Annotated in this window: 13 protein-coding genes; 4 read left to right on the top strand and 9 right to left on the bottom strand. The window is 66.1% G+C overall.

Features of this window, described 5'->3' with window-relative positions:
• The first annotated feature begins 69 nt into the window (after positions 1-69).
• The 3 genes from C7401_RS00860 to C7401_RS00850 all read left to right on the top strand — a co-directional run bounded on the left by C7401_RS00860 (position 70) and on the right by C7401_RS00850 (position 3,362).
• A complete protein-coding gene (locus tag C7401_RS00860) occupies positions 70-1,056 on the top strand; it encodes a YVTN family beta-propeller repeat protein (RefSeq protein ID WP_112169330.1) in 987 nt (328 codons plus the stop codon).
• 13 nt (positions 1,057-1,069) lie between these two features.
• A complete protein-coding gene (locus C7401_RS00855; protein WP_112169328.1) occupies positions 1,070-2,077 on the top strand; it encodes a sterol desaturase family protein in 1,008 nt (335 codons plus the stop codon).
• A gap of 163 nt (positions 2,078-2,240) precedes the next feature.
• The gene (locus tag C7401_RS00850; protein ID WP_112169774.1) at positions 2,241-3,362 is read left to right on the top strand and encodes a 3-deoxy-7-phosphoheptulonate synthase; all 1,122 of its coding nucleotides are present in this window, start codon (positions 2,241-2,243) and stop codon (positions 3,360-3,362) included.
• Positions 3,363-3,421: 59 nt separating this feature from the next.
• Here the strand turns inward: C7401_RS00850 and C7401_RS00845 are convergent, their stop codons facing one another.
• The 6 genes from C7401_RS00845 to dbpA all read right to left on the bottom strand — a co-directional run bounded on the left by C7401_RS00845 (position 3,422) and on the right by dbpA (position 10,967).
• Positions 3,422-4,078 (bottom strand): DUF2894 domain-containing protein, encoded by a 657-nt coding sequence (locus C7401_RS00845; RefSeq protein ID WP_112169326.1) that lies wholly within the window; start codon positions 4,076-4,078, stop codon positions 3,422-3,424.
• The gene (locus C7401_RS00840; RefSeq protein ID WP_112169324.1) at positions 4,068-4,715 is read right to left on the bottom strand and encodes an OmpA family protein; all 648 of its coding nucleotides are present in this window, start codon (positions 4,713-4,715) and stop codon (positions 4,068-4,070) included. The genes C7401_RS00845 and C7401_RS00840 overlap by 11 nt, the downstream gene beginning before the upstream one ends.
• Positions 4,712-7,852 (bottom strand): DUF802 domain-containing protein, encoded by a 3,141-nt coding sequence (locus C7401_RS00835; protein ID WP_112169322.1) that lies wholly within the window; start codon positions 7,850-7,852, stop codon positions 4,712-4,714. The genes C7401_RS00840 and C7401_RS00835 overlap by 4 nt, the downstream gene beginning before the upstream one ends.
• 22 nt (positions 7,853-7,874) lie before the next feature.
• Positions 7,875-8,657: a DUF3348 domain-containing protein gene (locus C7401_RS00830; protein WP_112169320.1), complete on the bottom strand. Its 783-nt coding sequence runs from the start codon at positions 8,655-8,657 to the stop codon at positions 7,875-7,877.
• Positions 8,658-8,837: 180 nt separating this feature from the next.
• The gene (locus tag C7401_RS00825) at positions 8,838-9,479 is read right to left on the bottom strand and encodes a DsbA family oxidoreductase (RefSeq protein WP_112169318.1); all 642 of its coding nucleotides are present in this window, start codon (positions 9,477-9,479) and stop codon (positions 8,838-8,840) included.
• 81 nt (positions 9,480-9,560) lie between these two features.
• On the bottom strand, positions 9,561-10,967 hold the full coding sequence (gene dbpA, locus C7401_RS00820) for an ATP-dependent RNA helicase DbpA (protein WP_112169316.1): 1,407 nt from the start codon (positions 10,965-10,967) through the stop codon (positions 9,561-9,563).
• Between the two features lie 649 nt (positions 10,968-11,616).
• Between dbpA and C7401_RS00815 the strand changes: the two genes are divergently transcribed.
• A complete protein-coding gene (locus C7401_RS00815; protein ID WP_112169314.1) occupies positions 11,617-12,771 on the top strand; it encodes a porin in 1,155 nt (384 codons plus the stop codon).
• A 223-nt stretch (positions 12,772-12,994) separates the two neighbouring features.
• On the opposite strand, the gene C7401_RS00810 is transcribed toward C7401_RS00815, so the two are convergent.
• The 3 genes from C7401_RS00810 to C7401_RS00800 all read right to left on the bottom strand — a co-directional run bounded on the left by C7401_RS00810 (position 12,995) and on the right by C7401_RS00800 (position 15,946).
• Positions 12,995-14,260, bottom strand: a complete 1,266-nt coding sequence (locus C7401_RS00810) for an MFS transporter (RefSeq protein WP_112169773.1) — start codon at positions 14,258-14,260, stop codon at positions 12,995-12,997.
• 74 nt (positions 14,261-14,334) lie between these two features.
• Positions 14,335-15,144, bottom strand: a complete 810-nt coding sequence (locus tag C7401_RS00805) for a siderophore-interacting protein (RefSeq protein ID WP_112169312.1) — start codon at positions 15,142-15,144, stop codon at positions 14,335-14,337.
• A gap of 67 nt (positions 15,145-15,211) precedes the next feature.
• Positions 15,212-15,946 (bottom strand): PadR family transcriptional regulator, encoded by a 735-nt coding sequence (locus C7401_RS00800; protein ID WP_112169310.1) that lies wholly within the window; start codon positions 15,944-15,946, stop codon positions 15,212-15,214.
• Between the last annotated feature and the right edge of the window lie 214 nt (positions 15,947-16,160).

Below are 16,160 nucleotides of genomic sequence, written 5' to 3'. Positions count from 1 at the left end.
GCGCCTTCGCTGCTCTCATTCCCTTACGAAATGCCTGAATTCCCGATCTTTTCGTTTACACCGGTTCACATGAAAAAACCGCTCGCAGCCGCGCTGCTGATGGGCGGCCTCGCATGGGGCGCGCTCGCCCACGCCGACGACAAGGTCATCGTGCTCGACTCGGGCGAGGCGAAGCTCTCGCTCATCGACGAAGCGAGCCGCACCGTGGTCGGCACCGAGCCCACCGGCAAGGAACCGCACCATCTGATGATCACGCCCGACGGCAAGTCGCTCATCGTCGCCGATTCGGTGTCGAACGACCTGCTGTTCCTCGATCCGCATACGGGACAGATCCAGCATCGCCTGGAAGGCATCGAAGACCCGTATCAGCTCGGCTTCTCGCCCGACCATCAATGGTTCGTGACGGCGGGCCTGCGGCTCGACCGCGTGGACATCTATCGCTACGACGGCCAGAACCTCACGATCGCCAAGCGTATTCCGCTGGCAAAAACGCCGAGCCACATCACGTTCGCCTCGGACAACAAGACCGCGTTCGTGACGCTCCAGGACACGGGCGAAGTGGCCGCGATCGATCTACCCACGCAAACAGTGCTCTGGAAGCTCCACGTGGGCAGCACGCCCGCGGGCCTGTGGATGACGCCCGGCGACAAATACCTGCTGATCGGCATGACGGGCGAGGACAATGTGGCCGTGGTGGACTGGCACAACCGCACGCTCGTGAAAAAGATCCAGACCGGCCGCGGCGCGCATAACTTCCGCAATCTGGACGATGGCAAACATGTGGTCGTCTCGAACCGCGTGGAGAGCACGATCAGCATCATCGATTACACGACGCTTACCAAGGTCGGCGACATCACGGGCCTGCGTCCGGGCCCCGACGACATGGAGCTTTCCGCCGACAAGCGCTACCTGTGGGTCACGTTCCGCTTCGCGAAGCACGTGGGCATCATCGACCTGAACACGCGCCAGTTGATCGACACCATCGCGGTGGGCCGCTCGCCGCACGGCATCTACTTCGCGAATCGCGCGCCCGTGTACGCGCCGAACCCGGATTGATCCAGGAGTCCCGATGATCGATACGTTGATTTCGCAGGCCGACAACCTCGTTTCGTGGCTCCAGACGCTGGTCTACGTGGACGTGGTGCAGCCGATCTTCTACAAGGTCGGCCTGATGGGCTACGACGAAGACACCTACGACGCGCTCTACTGGGTGATCGTGGGCGTGCTGGAGATCGTCGCGATGTATGTGATCCTGCGTCCGCTCGAAGCGCTGCGCCCCGCTGAGCAATGGGGCGATCGCAAGGCGCTGCGCGCCGACATCTGGTACACGTGGATCGCGAAGCTCGGCATCATCAACATCGCGTTCTTCTTCCTGCTCACGCCATTGTTCAATCACTGGCAGAGCCTGATGGCGATCCACAACATCCCGAACATCGAGGTCGACAGCCTTTGGCCCGGCGTGACCGACAGGCCGCTCGTGTCGTTCCTGATCTATCTGATCGCGCTCGACTTCGCGGGCTACTGGTATCACCGCTGGCAGCATCGCTTCGGCGTGTGGTGGGAATTGCACGCCGTGCATCACAGCCAGCAGCAGATGTCGCTGTGGTGCGACGATCGCAATCATTTTCTCGACGACATCTTGCAGGCCGCGTTTTTTGCCGCCATTTCGCTTTTCATCGGCGTGCAGCCCGCGCAGTTCGTCGTGCTCGTGGCCGTGAGCAACTTCATGCAGAGCGTGCAGCACGTGAACGCGCGGCTGGAGTTCGGCTGGCTGCTCGAACGCATTGCGGTGAGCCCGGCGTTTCATCGCCGCCATCATGCGATCGGTTATGGCCACGAAGGCACGCGCTACGGTTGCAACTTCGGCGTGCTGTTCCCGTGGTGGGACATGATGTTCCGCACGGCTTCGTGGAACAAGGAACACGAGCCCACCGGCATTCGCGACCAGTTGCCCGCGCCGCACGGCCGGGGCGTGAACTACGGCGAAGGCCTGCTCGCGCAACAGTGGCTCGCGCTCGTGCGCATTGCGCGGCGGCTGGCGGGCAAGGGCTATCCGATGGGGGGCGCTGCGCGCTGATCTTCACGGCGCCGATCTTCATGGCGCACGTTGCAGGCCCTTGAGCGAGGCGGTCTTCGGGCCGCCTCGTTTTGTTTGGCGCGCCGCCGCCGGATGCGATAATCGCGCATTCATCCCCCACACATGCATGGTGCGCGTGTCAAATGCGCAGACGGAGAACATCTTGAGCCGTATCGACAATCCGCAGCACGACCAGGAAGTCGGCGTGGCCGACGCCACCCAGGACACGACCCGCATCGACGACGTGCGCATTGGCGCCGTGCGACCGCTCATCTCGCCCGCGCTGCTGCTCGACGAACTGCCGACGCCGCAGGAAACGCAATCGCTCGTCGAATCGAGCCGCGGCGAGATTGCCGAGGTGCTCGCACAGCGCGACGACCGGCTGGTGGTGGTGGTGGGCCCGTGCTCGATTCACGACCACGATCAGGCGATCGAATACGCGAAGCTCCTCAAGGCGAAGGCCGACACAATCAGGGACGATCTGCTGATCGTCATGCGCGTGTACTTCGAGAAGCCGCGCACGACGGTGGGCTGGAAGGGCTATATCAACGACCCGCGTCTGGACGGCAGCTTCCGTATCAACGAAGGCTTGCGCGCGGCGCGTCAGTTGCTGCTCGACATCAACGCGCTCGGCCTGCCCACGGGCACCGAATTCCTCGACTTGCTGAGCCCGCAATACATCGCCGACCTCGTGGCGTGGGGCGCGATCGGCGCGCGCACGACCGAAAGCCAGAGCCATCGGCAACTCGCTTCGGGCCTGTCGTGCCCGATCGGCTTCAAGAACGGCACCGACGGCGGCGTGCAGGTGGCCGCCGACGCCATTGTCGCGGCGCGCGCGAGCCACGCGTTCATGGGCATGACGAAGATGGGCATGGCCGCGATTTTCGAAACGCGCGGCAACGACGACTGCCACGTGATCCTGCGCGGCGGCAAGAGCGGGCCGAACTACGACGCGGCTTCCGTGGCGGCGTGCTGCGCGTCGCTGGCAAAGGCCGGGCTGCGCGAGCAGGTCATGATCGACTGCTCGCATGCGAATTCGAACAAGGCGCATCAGCGCCAGATCGACGTGGCGCGCGATATCGGCGAGCAACTGGCGGGCGGCGACAAGCGCATTGTGGGCGTGATGATCGAGAGCCATCTCGAAGAAGGCCGCCAGGACCTGAAGCCCGGCGTGCCGCTCAAGCGCGGCGTGTCGATTACCGACGCGTGCATTAGCTGGGCGCAGACGGAGCCGGTGCTCGACGCTCTGGCGCAGGCGGTGCGGGAAAGGCGTCAGGCGGGGTGAGGGGCGGGGGTTCGTCGGCGACCGCGCGTTCGTGGTCGTCGATCAAGGCCCCGCAGCGCCTATCGCCCCTTTCCGCGCGTCCCTTTCTTCCCGCCCGCCGCCTTCGGCGCTTCCTTCACCGGCGCCGTCGTTCCAACGCTCGCATTCAACTGCTCGACCCACGAAAGCGCATCGGCATACGCGAGGAAGTGCTGGAGATACCCCGGCGACACCTCGCGCATGAGCGAAAGCGCGCGATGCACGAGGCTGCTCGAATTGAGCGGCCCGGCGTTTCTGGGCACCTGGTCCAGCGACTGGCGCAATTGCTTTTCGGTGCGCACGCGCGACCAGGTTTTCCGGAAATAGTCGACCAGCTCCGGGTCCGGTTCATGCCTCACGCGTGACGGGGTGTGCACAGGCTCCGCGCGCGGGATCGAATCGACAAGGCTGCCAAGCGCGCTGCGACGCGCTTCGTCGCCGAATACCGGCGTCACATCGCGCGCAAGGTCGCGGGCAAACGCGTCGAGCCGTTGCGCGAGACGCGCATCGATGAGGCGCCGCGCTTCGCCCGCATGCGCGGCACGGCGGCGCTCCAGCGCCTCGATCAAGTGGAAACGCACCGGATCGAGCCGGTCGGCGCCGCGTGCGCGCCAGGCGTCGAGCAGGGCGCTCACGTCCGCAGCGTCGGGTGCCTCGCGCTCGGCCGGCGCGAGACGCGGGCCGGCGTCATTCGCCATGCTTGCTCTCGCCAACGGTCGGGCGCGGCACCGGCGCGATCTCCACGCGGCGGTTCTTCGCGCGGCCCGCTTCGTCGCTGTTCGCGCTCACCGGCTGCTCGGAGCCGAACGCGGCCGCGAATACCGACTTCGCCGGTACGCCCGCGTCGATGAACGAGCGCGTGACCGTGAGCGCGCGCTCGGCCGACAGTTCCCAGTTGTCCGCGAAGCGGCGGTTGCCCGCATGCACCTGCTGATCGTCGGCGAATCCGCTCACCATGAGGATTTCGTCGCGGCTTTTCAGATACGCCGTGAGCGGTCCGGCCAGGCTCTTGAGCAGTTCGCGGCCCTGCGGCGTCAACTGGTCCGAATTCAGCGCGAACAGCACGCTGCCGCTAATGCCGATGCGCCCGTTCACGAGCGTCACGCGCCCCGCCGCGAGCGGGCCCGCGAGCGCTTCTTCAAGCGTCTTGCGGCGTTCCGTTTCGGCCTTGCGCTGCTTGACCTCGTTCGCGAGCCGGCTCGACAGTTCGAGCTGCATGCCGACCACGCCGACGAGAATCAGCAGGAACGCGCCCAGCAGGACCGACATCAGGTCGGCGAACGCGGGCCACACGGGCGCGGCGGGGGCCGCGCCGCCGTCGATTTCGTCGTTCATGCCGCGTCGACTCCGGCAGCGGCGCGCTGGCCGGCGAGCTGTTGCAGGTTCTCGACGATCTGCTTCTGCGACAGCATGCTCAGGTCGATGACCTCGCGCGCCTGCGCCACGTAGTAGGCGAGCTGGTCGTCGCTGCGCGCGAGCGACTTGTCGAGCGCGCTCTCGATACGCTCCAGATGCGCCACGAGCTTGTCGTTCGATTCGCCGAACACGGTGACGGCCGCGCCGAACGCGTCGCCAAGGCTCGCCACTTCCACGGCGCTGCTGCTCACCTGCGCGGCGAGCGCGCCGAGCTTGCCCGTTTCGGCTTCGACGTTCGCGCTGAACTGGCCGCCCACGCGCACAAGCAGATCCGACGACGTGGAAACGAGCGCGTCGATCGCCGAGCGCTGCTCGGTGGAGGCGCGGTTCACGGCGTCGAGCAGGGTTTCGAGCGTGCCGAGCAGGCGGTTGCGCTCGTCGAGCATCGCGGTGTCGCGGACCATGCTGTCCGAGAGCTTCTGGCGCAACTCGGCGATGACTTCGGCCGCGGCTTGCGGCGCCACCGACGCGGCCTGCACGAGGCGGGCGATTTCGGCGATAGTGCTGGCGTTGTGGGCCTGCGATTGCGTGGTGATGTCGCTGGCCGTCTGCGAGAGGGTTTCGCAGATTTCCCGCTGGCGTTGCGCGGCGGCGGCGCTCGTCTCTTCCCACTCTTTGCGCAGCGCCGCGGACATCGCGGCAAGCGATGCGGTCCACGTTTCGAGGCGCTGTTCGTCGCGTGCGGCGATCTCCGAGTGCAGATTGGCGGCGGCTTTCGGCGCTTCCGAAGCGGCTTCTACGAGGCGATCGATTTCTGCGATCGTGTTCGTTGCATGCTGCTGCGACTGAGCGGCGATATCGTTCGCGGTTTGTGCGAGCGTCGCGCAGATTTCCTGCTGACGTTGCGCCGTGGCTGCGCTCGTTTCTTCCCACTCTTTACGTAGCCCGGAGGCCAGGGTCGCAAGCGATGCGGTCCACGATTCGAGGCGCTGTTCGTCGCGCGCGGCGATTTCCGAATGCAGGTTCGCGGCGGCCTTCGGGGCTTCCGAGGCGGCTTCGACCAGGCGATCGATTTCGGCAATCGTCTTGCTCGAGTGTTGCTGCGATTGAGCGGCGATATCGTTCGCGGTTTGTGCGAGCGTCGCGCAGATTTCCTGCTGACGTTGCGCCGTGGCTGCGCTCGTTTCTTCCCACTCTTTACGCAGCCCAGTGGCCAGGGTCGCAAGCGACGCGGTCCACGTTTCGAGGCGTTGCTCGTCGCGCGCGGCGATTTCCGAATGCAGGTTGGCGGCGGCCTTCGGGGCTTCCGAGGCGGCTTCGACCAGACGATCGATTTCGGCAATCGTCTTGCTCGAGTGTTGCTGCGATTGCGCAGCGATATCGTTCGCGGTTTGTGCGAGCGTCGCGCAGATTTCCTGCTGACGTTGCGCCGTGCCTGCGCTCGTTTCTTCCCACTCTTTACGCAGCCCGGAGGCCAGGGTCGCAAGCGATGCGGTCCACGTTTCGAGGCGTTGCTCGTCGCGCGCAGCGATTTCCGAATGCAGGTTGGCGGCGGCCTTCGGGGCTTCCGAGGCGGCATCGACCAGGCGATCGATTTCGGCAATCGTCTTGCTCGAGTGTTGCTGCGACTGAGCGGCGATATCGCTCGCGGTTTGTGCAAGCGTCGCGCAGATTTCCTGCTGTCGCTGCGCCGTATTCGCGCTGCTTGCTTCCCACTCGGTGCGCAACCCGGCCGCCATCGCGGCGAGCGCCTCGGCCCAGTTCGCGAGCCGCGCTTCGTCTCGCGCGCCCAGTTCCTTCTGCAAGTCCGTATGCGACGCATCCACGGCGCGCAGCAGCGAAGCCGAATGCTGCTCGAACGTAGCGGCCGCCGCGGCGAGCGCCTGCCGGTTGTCGGCCGAGAGCTTTTCGCCTGTGTGTTCCTGTTGCGTGAGCGCCGCTTGCCATGCTTGCGACATCGCGCCCGAAGCCGTCTCGAAGCGCGCCGACACGCCATCCAGCAGTCCCGACGATCGTTGCTCGAAACTTGCGTTGAAGCGCTCCAGTGCGCCGCCCAGGTCGGCCGCGAGCGCTTCGTTGGTCTGCTTGTGCTGTGCGAGCGCGCGGCCCCAGATCTCGGCCACGCTGGCGGTCGACGCCTCGAACCCGCTCGTGAGCCCGTCGAGCTGACGCTGCACCGCCTGCGTGAGCGTGCCTTGCATCGAGGCCGATTCGCGCGCGAGGCCCGCCATCGTCGTTTCGACGACCGGCTGCAACGCCGCGCCCGCGGCGCGCGCGCTTTCGGCGGCGCTTTCCCTGAGCGACTGGCCGACGGAAGCCGCGAGGCGGCTCCACGCGGCTTCGGCGTTGGCAGCGAACGCCTGCTGGCTCGCGAGCTGCTGCTCGTGCTGCGCGAGGCCCTGGCGCTCGATCAGCGTCATCAGCGCGCCGAGTTTGTCCACCAGCGCGGGCATGGCCTCGGCCTGGCGTTGCAGCAGCTTGAACGATTCGTCGCGCTGATGGGCCAGCGAGAAGCCGCGCAGCGTCGTAGCGATCTTCACGTCGAGTTGCTGCGCCGCTTCGATGCGTTCGCGGCGGCACAGCGCGGAGAGCAGGCCGAGCATCGCGGACGTGGCCACGCCCGCGATCGAGGTGCCGAACGCGAAGCCCAGGCCGTTCACCGGCGCGGCGAGCGAGGCGCGGATCGCGTCGAGGTCGGTGGCGCTTTCCAGTGCCGCACCCGTGCCCTTGAGCGTGACGACCATGCCGAGCAGCGTGCCGAGCATGCCGAGCAGCACGAGCAGGCCGGTGAGGTAGGGCGCGAGCGCGGGGCCGGGCAGGCCGACGCGCTCGCCTTCCACGCGCGCACGCACGGGGTTGCGCAGGCCGGGATGCAGCGTGTCGAGCCAGACGCCGAGGCGCCCCGGCGGCGCGTCGAGTTTTGCGACGGCCTGGGCGAGCGTGCTGGTGGCCTGCCGGAAGCGATAGAGCTCCCACACGCCCGTCACATAACACGCGCCGATCAGCAGCGTGACGGCGAGCGCAAGCAGATTCGAGCCCAGATAACCGGCGCCGATCCAGCACACGGCCGCGAGACCCACGACGAAAATTACAGGTTCAATGCGAAAACGGGACATAGCGCGGGACATAGCATTGGGGTTAGCGGGTGCGAAGGGCGGCAAGCAGCCCCTCCACCGGTTGAAACCGGATCTCAAGTTCGGCGAGCAGCACGCTCTGCATATCCTTGCGAAAGCTCGGAAGCCACGTGTGCGGCGCGGAAGGCGCGGCGTTTTCAGCGGTCGCCTCGGCTCGTTCTGCGCCTTCGGCTGCTCCGGCGGCTTGCGCGGCCTGGGCCGTGGCCGCCGCGCGCAGTCGCGCGAAGTGCGCGCCGAGCAGCGCGGGCACGCCTGCGAGCAGGCTGCGCTCGCGCGCGCCCAGCGCCTGCTCCATGACGGCGTCCACCGTCGCGAGGCGCGCGAGCGCGGGCGTGCGGGCGGCCAGCGCCGCGCGCAAGCGTATGCGCAGCGCGCCGATATCCGTCTCCATCGCCTGCTGTAGCGCGAGGTAGCGCTGGCGGAAATCCGCGAAATCGGGCTCCACATCAGTCGGCGTCTGCGCGGCGGCAGCGTGCGCGATCGGCGCGCGCCGGCCATCGCGCCGGGCGGACGCGCCGTCGCCGGTGATGGCCTTCGTTAGCGCCGCGCGCACGCGCTCGCTCTGGCTTTGCTCGGCGCTCGCGCCCAGCGGCGCGGCAGCGGCGCGCGCGGCCGGCGCCTGCGCGCTGAGCGCAGTCGAAAGCGCGATCGCGTCCGTCCAGCCGAGCCACTGGCTCAACTGGTCCGCGATCGACAGCCGGGATTCGGGCACCTCGGCGCCGCCAAGGCCGGCGAGTAAGCGAACGAGCGTCGGGCCGCTCAACGCCAGGCGTTGCGGGGCTAGCACTTTTTCACCTGAAAAAACCCGCTAGTTTACACGCCCGCGAGGGGGCGCCCGGCATACTTGATGCGCCGGGCGCCCGATCGGGGCGCATGTCAGGTTGTGAATGCGGCCATGAAGCCGCCTCGGAAGTCGCCTCTGAAGCCGTGAATGAAGCGGGCCACAGCGCGATCCTGCCCGCAGCGCTCAGGCTTCGGCCAGGATCTGGCGGATGGCGTTTTCGAAGGTTTCGACGGGCTGGCCGCCGCTCACCAGATACTGCTCTTTGAAGATGATCGCCGGGACCGACTGGATGCCGGCCGCCTGGTATTGCTGCTCCTCGGCGCGCACCTCGTCGGCGTAGCGGCCGCTTTCCAGCACCTCGCGCGCCTGCGCCGCGTCGAGCCCCACGGACTGCGCCGCCGCCACGAGCACCGCGTGGTCGCTCGTGTCCTTGCCCTCGCCGTGATAGGCGCGCAGCAACGCGAGCTTGAGCGGCACCTGCTTGCCCTCGATGCCGGCCCAGTGCAGCAGGCGATGGGCGTCGAAGGTGTTGTAGACGCGCTCGCGCGCGCCGAACGTGAAGCCGACGCTCGCGCCGCGCTCGCGGATCATCGCCTGCGTCTCGGCGATCTGCTCGGGCGTGCGGCCGTATTTCTTGCCGAGATAGTCGACCACGGACTCGCCGCCCGGACCCATTTGCGGATTGAGTTCGAAGGGATGCACGACGAGTTGCACGTCGACCTCGTCGCGCAGTCGTTCGAGCGCGAGATTGAGCGACGAGAGGCCGATTGCGCACCACGGGCACGCAATATCGGAGACGAAATCGATTCTGAGCGGTTGTTTCATGGCTTTCCTGATTCGGTTGAGCGGTGGCGCGGCACGGCATGATGCGCAAGCGGCGTGCGCGCCGGACGGCTTATTCGTCCATCATTCGTCCATCAAGCGGGCCTTGACCTTCTTGCCCTTGACCTTGCCCGCGTTGAGCTTGCGCAGCGCGTCGCGTGCGACGCTGCGCTCCACGGCCACATAGGTCGAGAAGTCGGTCACGTTGATCTTGCCGATCTGCGAGCCGCTGAAGCCCGCTTCGCCGGTGAGCGCCCCCAGCACGTCGCCGGGGCGGATCTTTTCCTTGCGCCCGCCCAGGATCTGCACGGTTTCCATGGGCGGCAGCAGCGGTTCGTTGCTGGCGGGCTTGAGCCCGGCGAGCGGGCTCCATTCGACTTCGCGCTTGAGCGCCTGCTCGATGCCGCCCACGCGCCCCATTTCGTCCATGCTCGCGAGGCTGAGCGCCCAGCCGTCCTGGTCGGCGCGGCCCGTGCGGCCGATGCGGTGCACGTACACCTCGGGGTCGGGCGTGACGTCCACGTTGATCACGGCTTCAAGCTGCGCGATGTCGAGGCCGCGCGCGGCCACGTCGGTCGCCACGAGCACCGAGCAACTGCGGTTGGCGAACTGGATCAGCACCTGGTCGCGCTCGCGCTGGTCGAGCTCGCCATGCAGCGCGAGCGCGTGAAAGCCTTGCGCGCGCAGCACGTCGAGCAGGTCGCGGCATTGCTGCTTGGTGTTGCAGAACGCAAGCGTGCTCACGGGGCGGTAGTGGTTGAGCAGCATGCCCACGGCGTGCAGGCGCTCGTCTTCCGTCACTTCATAGAAGCGCTGGCGGATCTTGCTGTCGTCGTGATGCTCTTCGAGCTTGACTTCCTTCGGATTGCGAAGGAACTGCTGGCTCAGCTTCGTAATGCCTTCGGGGTAGGTCGCCGAAAAGAGCAGCGTCTGGCGTTCCTTGGGGCACTGGCGCACCACGGTTGCGATGTCGTCGAAGAAGCCCATGTCGAGCATGCGGTCGGCTTCGTCGAGCACGAGCGTGTTGAGCGCGCCGAGCGCGAGATTGCCGCGCTCCAGGTGATCCATGATGCGGCCCGGTGTGCCCACCACGATGTGCGCGCCGTGTTCGAGGCTCGCGGCCTGCGGACGCATGGGCGTGCCGCCGCACAGCGTGAGCACCTTGATGTTTTCTTCGGCGCGCGCGAGGCGGCGGATTTCCTGCGTGACCTGGTCGGCCAGTTCGCGCGTGGGGCAGAGGATCATGGCCTGCACGTCCTGGCGGCGCGCGTCGAGGCGCGAGAGCAGCGCGAGCGAGAACGCGGCGGTCTTGCCGCTGCCGGTCTTGGCCTGGGCGATCAGGTCGTGCCCCGCGAAAGCGATGGGCAGGCTCGCCGCCTGGATCGGCGTCATCTCGACGTAGCCGAGGCGCGTGAGGTTCTCGAGCATGGCGGGCGCGAGCGGCAGTGCGCTGAAGGGCTGGGCTTGCGTAGGAGTGGCTTTGTTTGTCATGACGGGGTCTCGCGCCGGACGGGTGAGGGCGACGCGGCCGTTCGGTAGAAGTGGCGTCGATGCGGGTATTTCTGGCGCTGCGAAAGCGCGCGTTCCGTGATTTTAACGGATGCGCGCGCCAGGCCCCTCAGGCGCGCCGGGCGAGGTCGCCGCCAGGCGCTGGCGGTTCGGGCGTAACCGCTTTGCTGGTAGTAACCGCAATAAGAAACTGGCTGCAATACGAGCATAATCGCAGGGTAAATCAATAATGCGTCCACCGGCGATTGCCCGATTTACGGGCGATTTTCGCGGCAGGCCGCGTTTCGACCGGAGCAGTTGCAGAAAAGTTTCATCGATTTGCAGCGACTTAATGCGGGAAATCTCCCGCAATTAATCCCACTTTTCACAATAATCGATTCGATGCGCTATCCGGGCGTCGCATGATTGCCACACGTCGTATTCGGAAGGAACGGCGTGTTACCCCGTATTTCCCCTACGCGACAAACACTTACGCGATTTAATCCCGATATTTCCAGATTTCGCAAATATCTGTTACAGCCGCTGGCACGGCGCTTTAATGCCTTTGCCACGTAGACTTCGGCCGAGATTGCGGGGTGGTGCCAATACCCGGCGCCGCTTCTGCGCGGTCTGAATGTCATTAAGGAAAGTCATGAAGAATACTTTGATTATCGCGGGCGTCCTCGGCGCATTCGCAGCCTCGGCTCACGCACAAAGCAGCGTTACTCTCTACGGCGCGCTGGATGCGGGTATCGTCTACGCGAACAATGCAGGCGGTCACGCCGCATGGAACCAGGGTAGCGGCGCTGTCGGCGACACGTACTTCGGCCTGAAGGGCAGCGAAGACTTGGGCGGCGGTCTGCACGCGATCTTCACGTTGGAAAACGGCTTCAACCTGAACAACGGCAAGGACACCGAAAGCGGCACGATGTTCAACCGTCAAGCGTTCGTCGGTCTGCAAAGCGACCGCTTCGGTACGCTGACGCTCGGCCGCCAGTATGACTCGATGGTCGACTACCTCGGCCCGATCTCGGAAGCCGGCTCGGGCTACGGCAACAACCTCGCCGCTCACCCGTTCGACAACGACAACCTCGACCACTCGTTCTCGATCAAGAACGCGGTGAAGTACCAGAGCGTCAACTATCAGGGCTTCAAGTTCGGCGGCATGTACGGCTTCAGCAACGACGCTGGCCAGTTCGCCAACAACCGTGCATGGAGCGCAGGCGCTTCGTACGGCAACGGCCCGCTGAACTTCGCGGCTGCCTACCTGCAAATGAACAACACGCGCAGCGGCAACAGCAACGGCGCGAACTCGGCATCGAACGGCAACAACTTCAACCTGTCGGCTGAAACGCAACGCACGTTCGGCGCAGGCGTGAACTACAACTACGGCCCGGCAACGGTCGGCTTCGTGTGGACGCACACGCAGTACGAAAACCTGATCGCTGGCGGCCAGGGCGGCACGACGTTCTCGATCCCGTCGGGCACGAACCTGCACCTGGACAACTTCGAGCTGAACGGCGCATACGCACTGACCCCGGCTCTCGCCCTGAACGCGTCGTACACGTTCACGGACGGCAAGGTCACGGGTTCGAACGGTTCGGGTGATCCGAAGTGGCACACGGTTTCGCTGACGGCTGACTACTCGCTGTCGAAGCGCACCGACGTCTACGCCGGCGCTGTGTACCAGCACGCTTCGGGCGAACTCGGCGATGCCGGCGCGAACGTTGCCATGATCAACACGCTGTCGCCGTCGACCTCGCAGAACCAGGTCGCCGCTACGGTGGGTCTGCGTCACCGCTTCTAAGCATTGCCTGGTCGCTCCCTCGTGGAGCGATCGAGCGACGAAGCGCGAAGACCCGATCGGCCGGTCGGGTCCCGCGCTTCACGCGGGGCGAGCCCCGCGGTTTCATCCGCTTTCTACCTGAAGCACGACCGGTTCGCGGTGCGTGGCGCGCTCATGAGGCGCGCGGCGCCTGCGAACCGGTTTTCTTTTATGGCGCGCCAATGCGCGACCCTCAACACGCCGCTCAGGGTTTCACGGCCACCGGCGCCGTGCCCGCAGGTGTGGCAGCGTCAATCGACGCCTCTTCCGAAGCGCCTCGCACTCGCGAGACCCACAGCACCGCCGCGCACGTGAGCGCCGCGGCAATCCAGCCATTGTGCCCAAAGCCCAGGATCGCGCCATTCGGCCCATTCGTGAGCCACTGGCCGCCCAGCCACGCGCCAATGCCCGTGCCGAGCGCCTGCACCGCGCTGTTGGCGCTCAGAAACGCGCCGCGCCGCGCGGGCTCGGGAATCGTGGTGAGCAGCGCCTGCATCGGCACCATGCGGCCCGACATCGCGATCATGAATACGGCGAAGAACGCCACGAGCGCAACGAAAGGCAGCGCGGGCAGGTGCGTGACGAACAGCACCGGTGCGAGCGAGACGAGCGCCATCACGCGGAACACGCGGCGCTTGCCGTAGCGGTCCGCGAGGCGGCCCACCGCGCGCGAGGTCATGAACGTCGCCGCGCCCCCGGCCATGTAGAGCCACGAAAGCTGTTGCGGCGCGATGCCGTGATTGCCGACCAGCATCGGCGCGATGAACGGAATCACGAGCATGTGCCCGGCCATCATCGTAAAGGTCAGTGCGAAGGCCTTCAGATGGCGCGGCAGCGTGAGCAGCCGCCAGAGGCTCGGCAGCACTTCGCCGAGCGGCGTGCGCTGGCCGAGATGCTCCGTGAGCGACGGCACGACGCGCGAGCCTGCGAGCCAGATCGCCACGGAGAGCACGACGAGGAGCAGGAAAGGCGCGCTCCAGCTGAAATGCGCGCCGAGCAGCACGCCGGCCGGCACGCCCGCGATGGCCGCGATCGAGAACGCGGTCATGATGATGCCCGTGGCCGCGCCGCGCCGTGCGGCGGGAATCACGTCGCTCACGATGGCCATCACGATCGAGCCGAGCACGCCGCCGGTGAGACCCGCGAACGCGCGCGCGGCGAGCAGCAGATGAAAGTTCGTGGCGAGCGCGCAGGCAAGATTCGACAGCGCGAAGAGCGCATAGGCGACCTGTAGCAGGCGGCGGCGGTCGAAGCGGTCGATATACGTCGCCGCAAGGAGTCCTGATAAACCCGAGCAGAGCGAATATGCCGAGACGGCCGTGGCGAATGCCGCGGGCGTGATCGCAAACGCGTGCATGATCTGCGGGCCGAGCGGCATCATCACCATGAAGTCCATGATGACGGTGAACTGTGTGAGCGCGAGCAGCCAGAGCAGGGTGCGTTCGCGCAGCGGTGTGAGAGTCGTGGTCATGTAAAAGGCGTAGCGCCAAACGTTAAAGGGCGCGGCAGTCATGCCGCGCCCAGGAAGGGGCGATTCGTGTTCGATCAGTCGTCAATCGTTTCGTGGGCCGCCTGGGTTCCGCGCCGCCAGTAAGCGGAGGCGCGAATACGCTTCTTGTCCACGCCGCGCTCGTTGCACAGGTGAGCGCGCACCGCGCGTATCGCCGAGGCTTCGCCCGCGGCCCAGACGTAGCCGTCGCCGGGCGGCAGCCAGACTTCGGACACGGCGTCCACGAGCGGCTGCGCCGATTCGCTTTCCTCGCGATAGCACCAGGTGGCGTACAGATCGGCTTCGGTCGGCAATTCGATGCGTGCGTCGCGGTTCGCCACTTCGACGACCACGGCCACGCGCGCGCCGGCCGGCAGTTCGCCGAGGCGCCGCTGGATGGCCGGCAGCGCCGTTTCGTCGCCGATCAGCAAATGCCAGTCGTAGCCCGTGGGAATCACCATCGAGCCGCGCGGGCCGCCCACGCCGAGATACTGGCCGGGCTGCGCCTGCGCCGCCCACGCGGTGGCCGGGCCGGCTTCGTGCAGCGCGAATTCGATGTCGAGTTCGTTGGCCTGCGTGTCGAAGCGGCGCGGCGTGTAGTCGCGTGCCGCGGGGCGCTCCACGCCTTCCGGGAACACGATGCCGTCAGGCCCAAAGCTTGGCAGTACTGGCTTTTCTTCGCCGGCGGCCGGGAAGAACACCTTGACGTGATCGTCGAACGAACCCGAGACGAAATCGCCGAGATCGCCCGTGAGCGTCACGCGCACGAGCGCGGGCGAGAGCGCCTCGACGCGCGCCACGCGCAACAGCCGGAACTTCAACGGGTGACGGACACGGACAACTTCGAGTTGGGACGGATTCTGCATGGATGGCTCCGGTGTTGGGGTGGCGCGGCGTGGGCCGCCGCGAGGCTCGCGAGGAAGAGAGGCGGATTTACGCGTCGCCGTTCTCGCTGCCGTTTTCGATTTCCTGGGTGGCGCGCGCGAGGATCGCGGCGATGCGGCGCTGCTCCTCGGGCGCAACGTCGGTGCGGCGCAGGAGCGCGCGCTTGAGCGCGCGGCGCGCCTCGATCAGCTCGCGCACCCAACCTGTGCCTTCGGCGGGGTCTTCGCCGGCCATCGCGCGGCGCATGACTTCCATCTTGCGGCCGAAGTGCGTGAGCTTGGCGAGGATCAGGTCGGCGCGTTCGCGATTGGCTTCGAGGTGCGCGCGGCCTTCGGACGACAGTTCGTAGCGCTTGCGGTTGCCTTCCAGCGCCACGCTCACATAGCCGAGCTCTTCCAGGTACGTGAGGGCCGGATAGACCATGCCGGGGCTCGGGCTGTAGAAACCGTTCGAGCGCGCGTCGAGCGCCTTGATGAGTTCGTAGCCGTGGCTCGGGCGCTCGGCGAGCAGCACGAGCAGCATGAGTTGCAGGTCTTCGGACGTGAACTTGCGGCCACGGCCGAAACCGTCGCCGTCGCCGAAACCGCCGAAGCCGCGGCCAAAACCTTCGCCGAAGCGATCGCCGAAGTCGCCGGGGCCTTCGCCGCCGCGATGGCGGCCCATGGCGTGACGCATGGCGCGCCAGGCGTGCATGGCGGCGTGCGGGCCGTTGAAGAAGGCGCGCGCGTCGCGCGGTGCATGGCCTTGACGGCCGGTATGACAAAAATGGGGATGGTGGCTCATGGGGCCTCCTTATCACGTGAGTGTCTTAAAACATGTCTTAAGATATATATCTTAAGAGTGTTTGTCAAAGAGATTTTTGGAGGGATGGATGCACAACGGAGTGTGCGGGCATGCAAAAGTTGTGTTTCGATACACAAAAAATGTGTGATAAATACGAAATTCTGTGTTTTGTACACAATTTTTAGTTAGTTTTTCTATCGAGCGATGATTTTGA

Source organism: Paraburkholderia unamae (assembly GCF_003268775.1).
In the GTDB taxonomy this organism is placed as follows: domain Bacteria; phylum Pseudomonadota; class Gammaproteobacteria; order Burkholderiales; family Burkholderiaceae; genus Paraburkholderia; species Paraburkholderia unamae.
This window is presented reverse-complemented; position numbering and strand designations above follow the sequence as displayed.

Excerpts from the sequence above, each read along its gene's own strand:
- C7401_RS00815 (WP_112169314.1), top strand. The coding sequence starts at position 11,617 with ATGAAGAATACTTTGATTATCGCGGGCGTCCTCGGCGCATTCGCAGCC.
- C7401_RS00835 (WP_112169322.1), bottom strand. The coding sequence starts at position 7,852 with ATGTCCCGTTTTCGCATTGAACCTGTAATTTTCGTCGTGGGTCTCGCG.
- C7401_RS00800 (WP_112169310.1), bottom strand. The coding sequence starts at position 15,946 with ATGAGCCACCATCCCCATTTTTGTCATACCGGCCGTCAAGGCCATGCA.
- C7401_RS00840 (WP_112169324.1), bottom strand. The coding sequence starts at position 4,715 with ATGAACGACGAAATCGACGGCGGCGCGGCCCCCGCCGCGCCCGTGTGG.
- C7401_RS00805 (WP_112169312.1), bottom strand. The coding sequence starts at position 15,144 with ATGCAGAATCCGTCCCAACTCGAAGTTGTCCGTGTCCGTCACCCGTTG.
- C7401_RS00810 (WP_112169773.1), bottom strand. The coding sequence starts at position 14,260 with ATGACCACGACTCTCACACCGCTGCGCGAACGCACCCTGCTCTGGCTG.
- C7401_RS00845 (WP_112169326.1), bottom strand. The coding sequence starts at position 4,078 with ATGGCGAATGACGCCGGCCCGCGTCTCGCGCCGGCCGAGCGCGAGGCA.
- C7401_RS00860 (WP_112169330.1), top strand. The coding sequence starts at position 70 with ATGAAAAAACCGCTCGCAGCCGCGCTGCTGATGGGCGGCCTCGCATGG.
- C7401_RS00825 (WP_112169318.1), bottom strand. The coding sequence starts at position 9,479 with ATGAAACAACCGCTCAGAATCGATTTCGTCTCCGATATTGCGTGCCCG.
- C7401_RS00855 (WP_112169328.1), top strand. The coding sequence starts at position 1,070 with ATGATCGATACGTTGATTTCGCAGGCCGACAACCTCGTTTCGTGGCTC.
- dbpA (WP_112169316.1), bottom strand. The coding sequence starts at position 10,967 with ATGACAAACAAAGCCACTCCTACGCAAGCCCAGCCCTTCAGCGCACTG.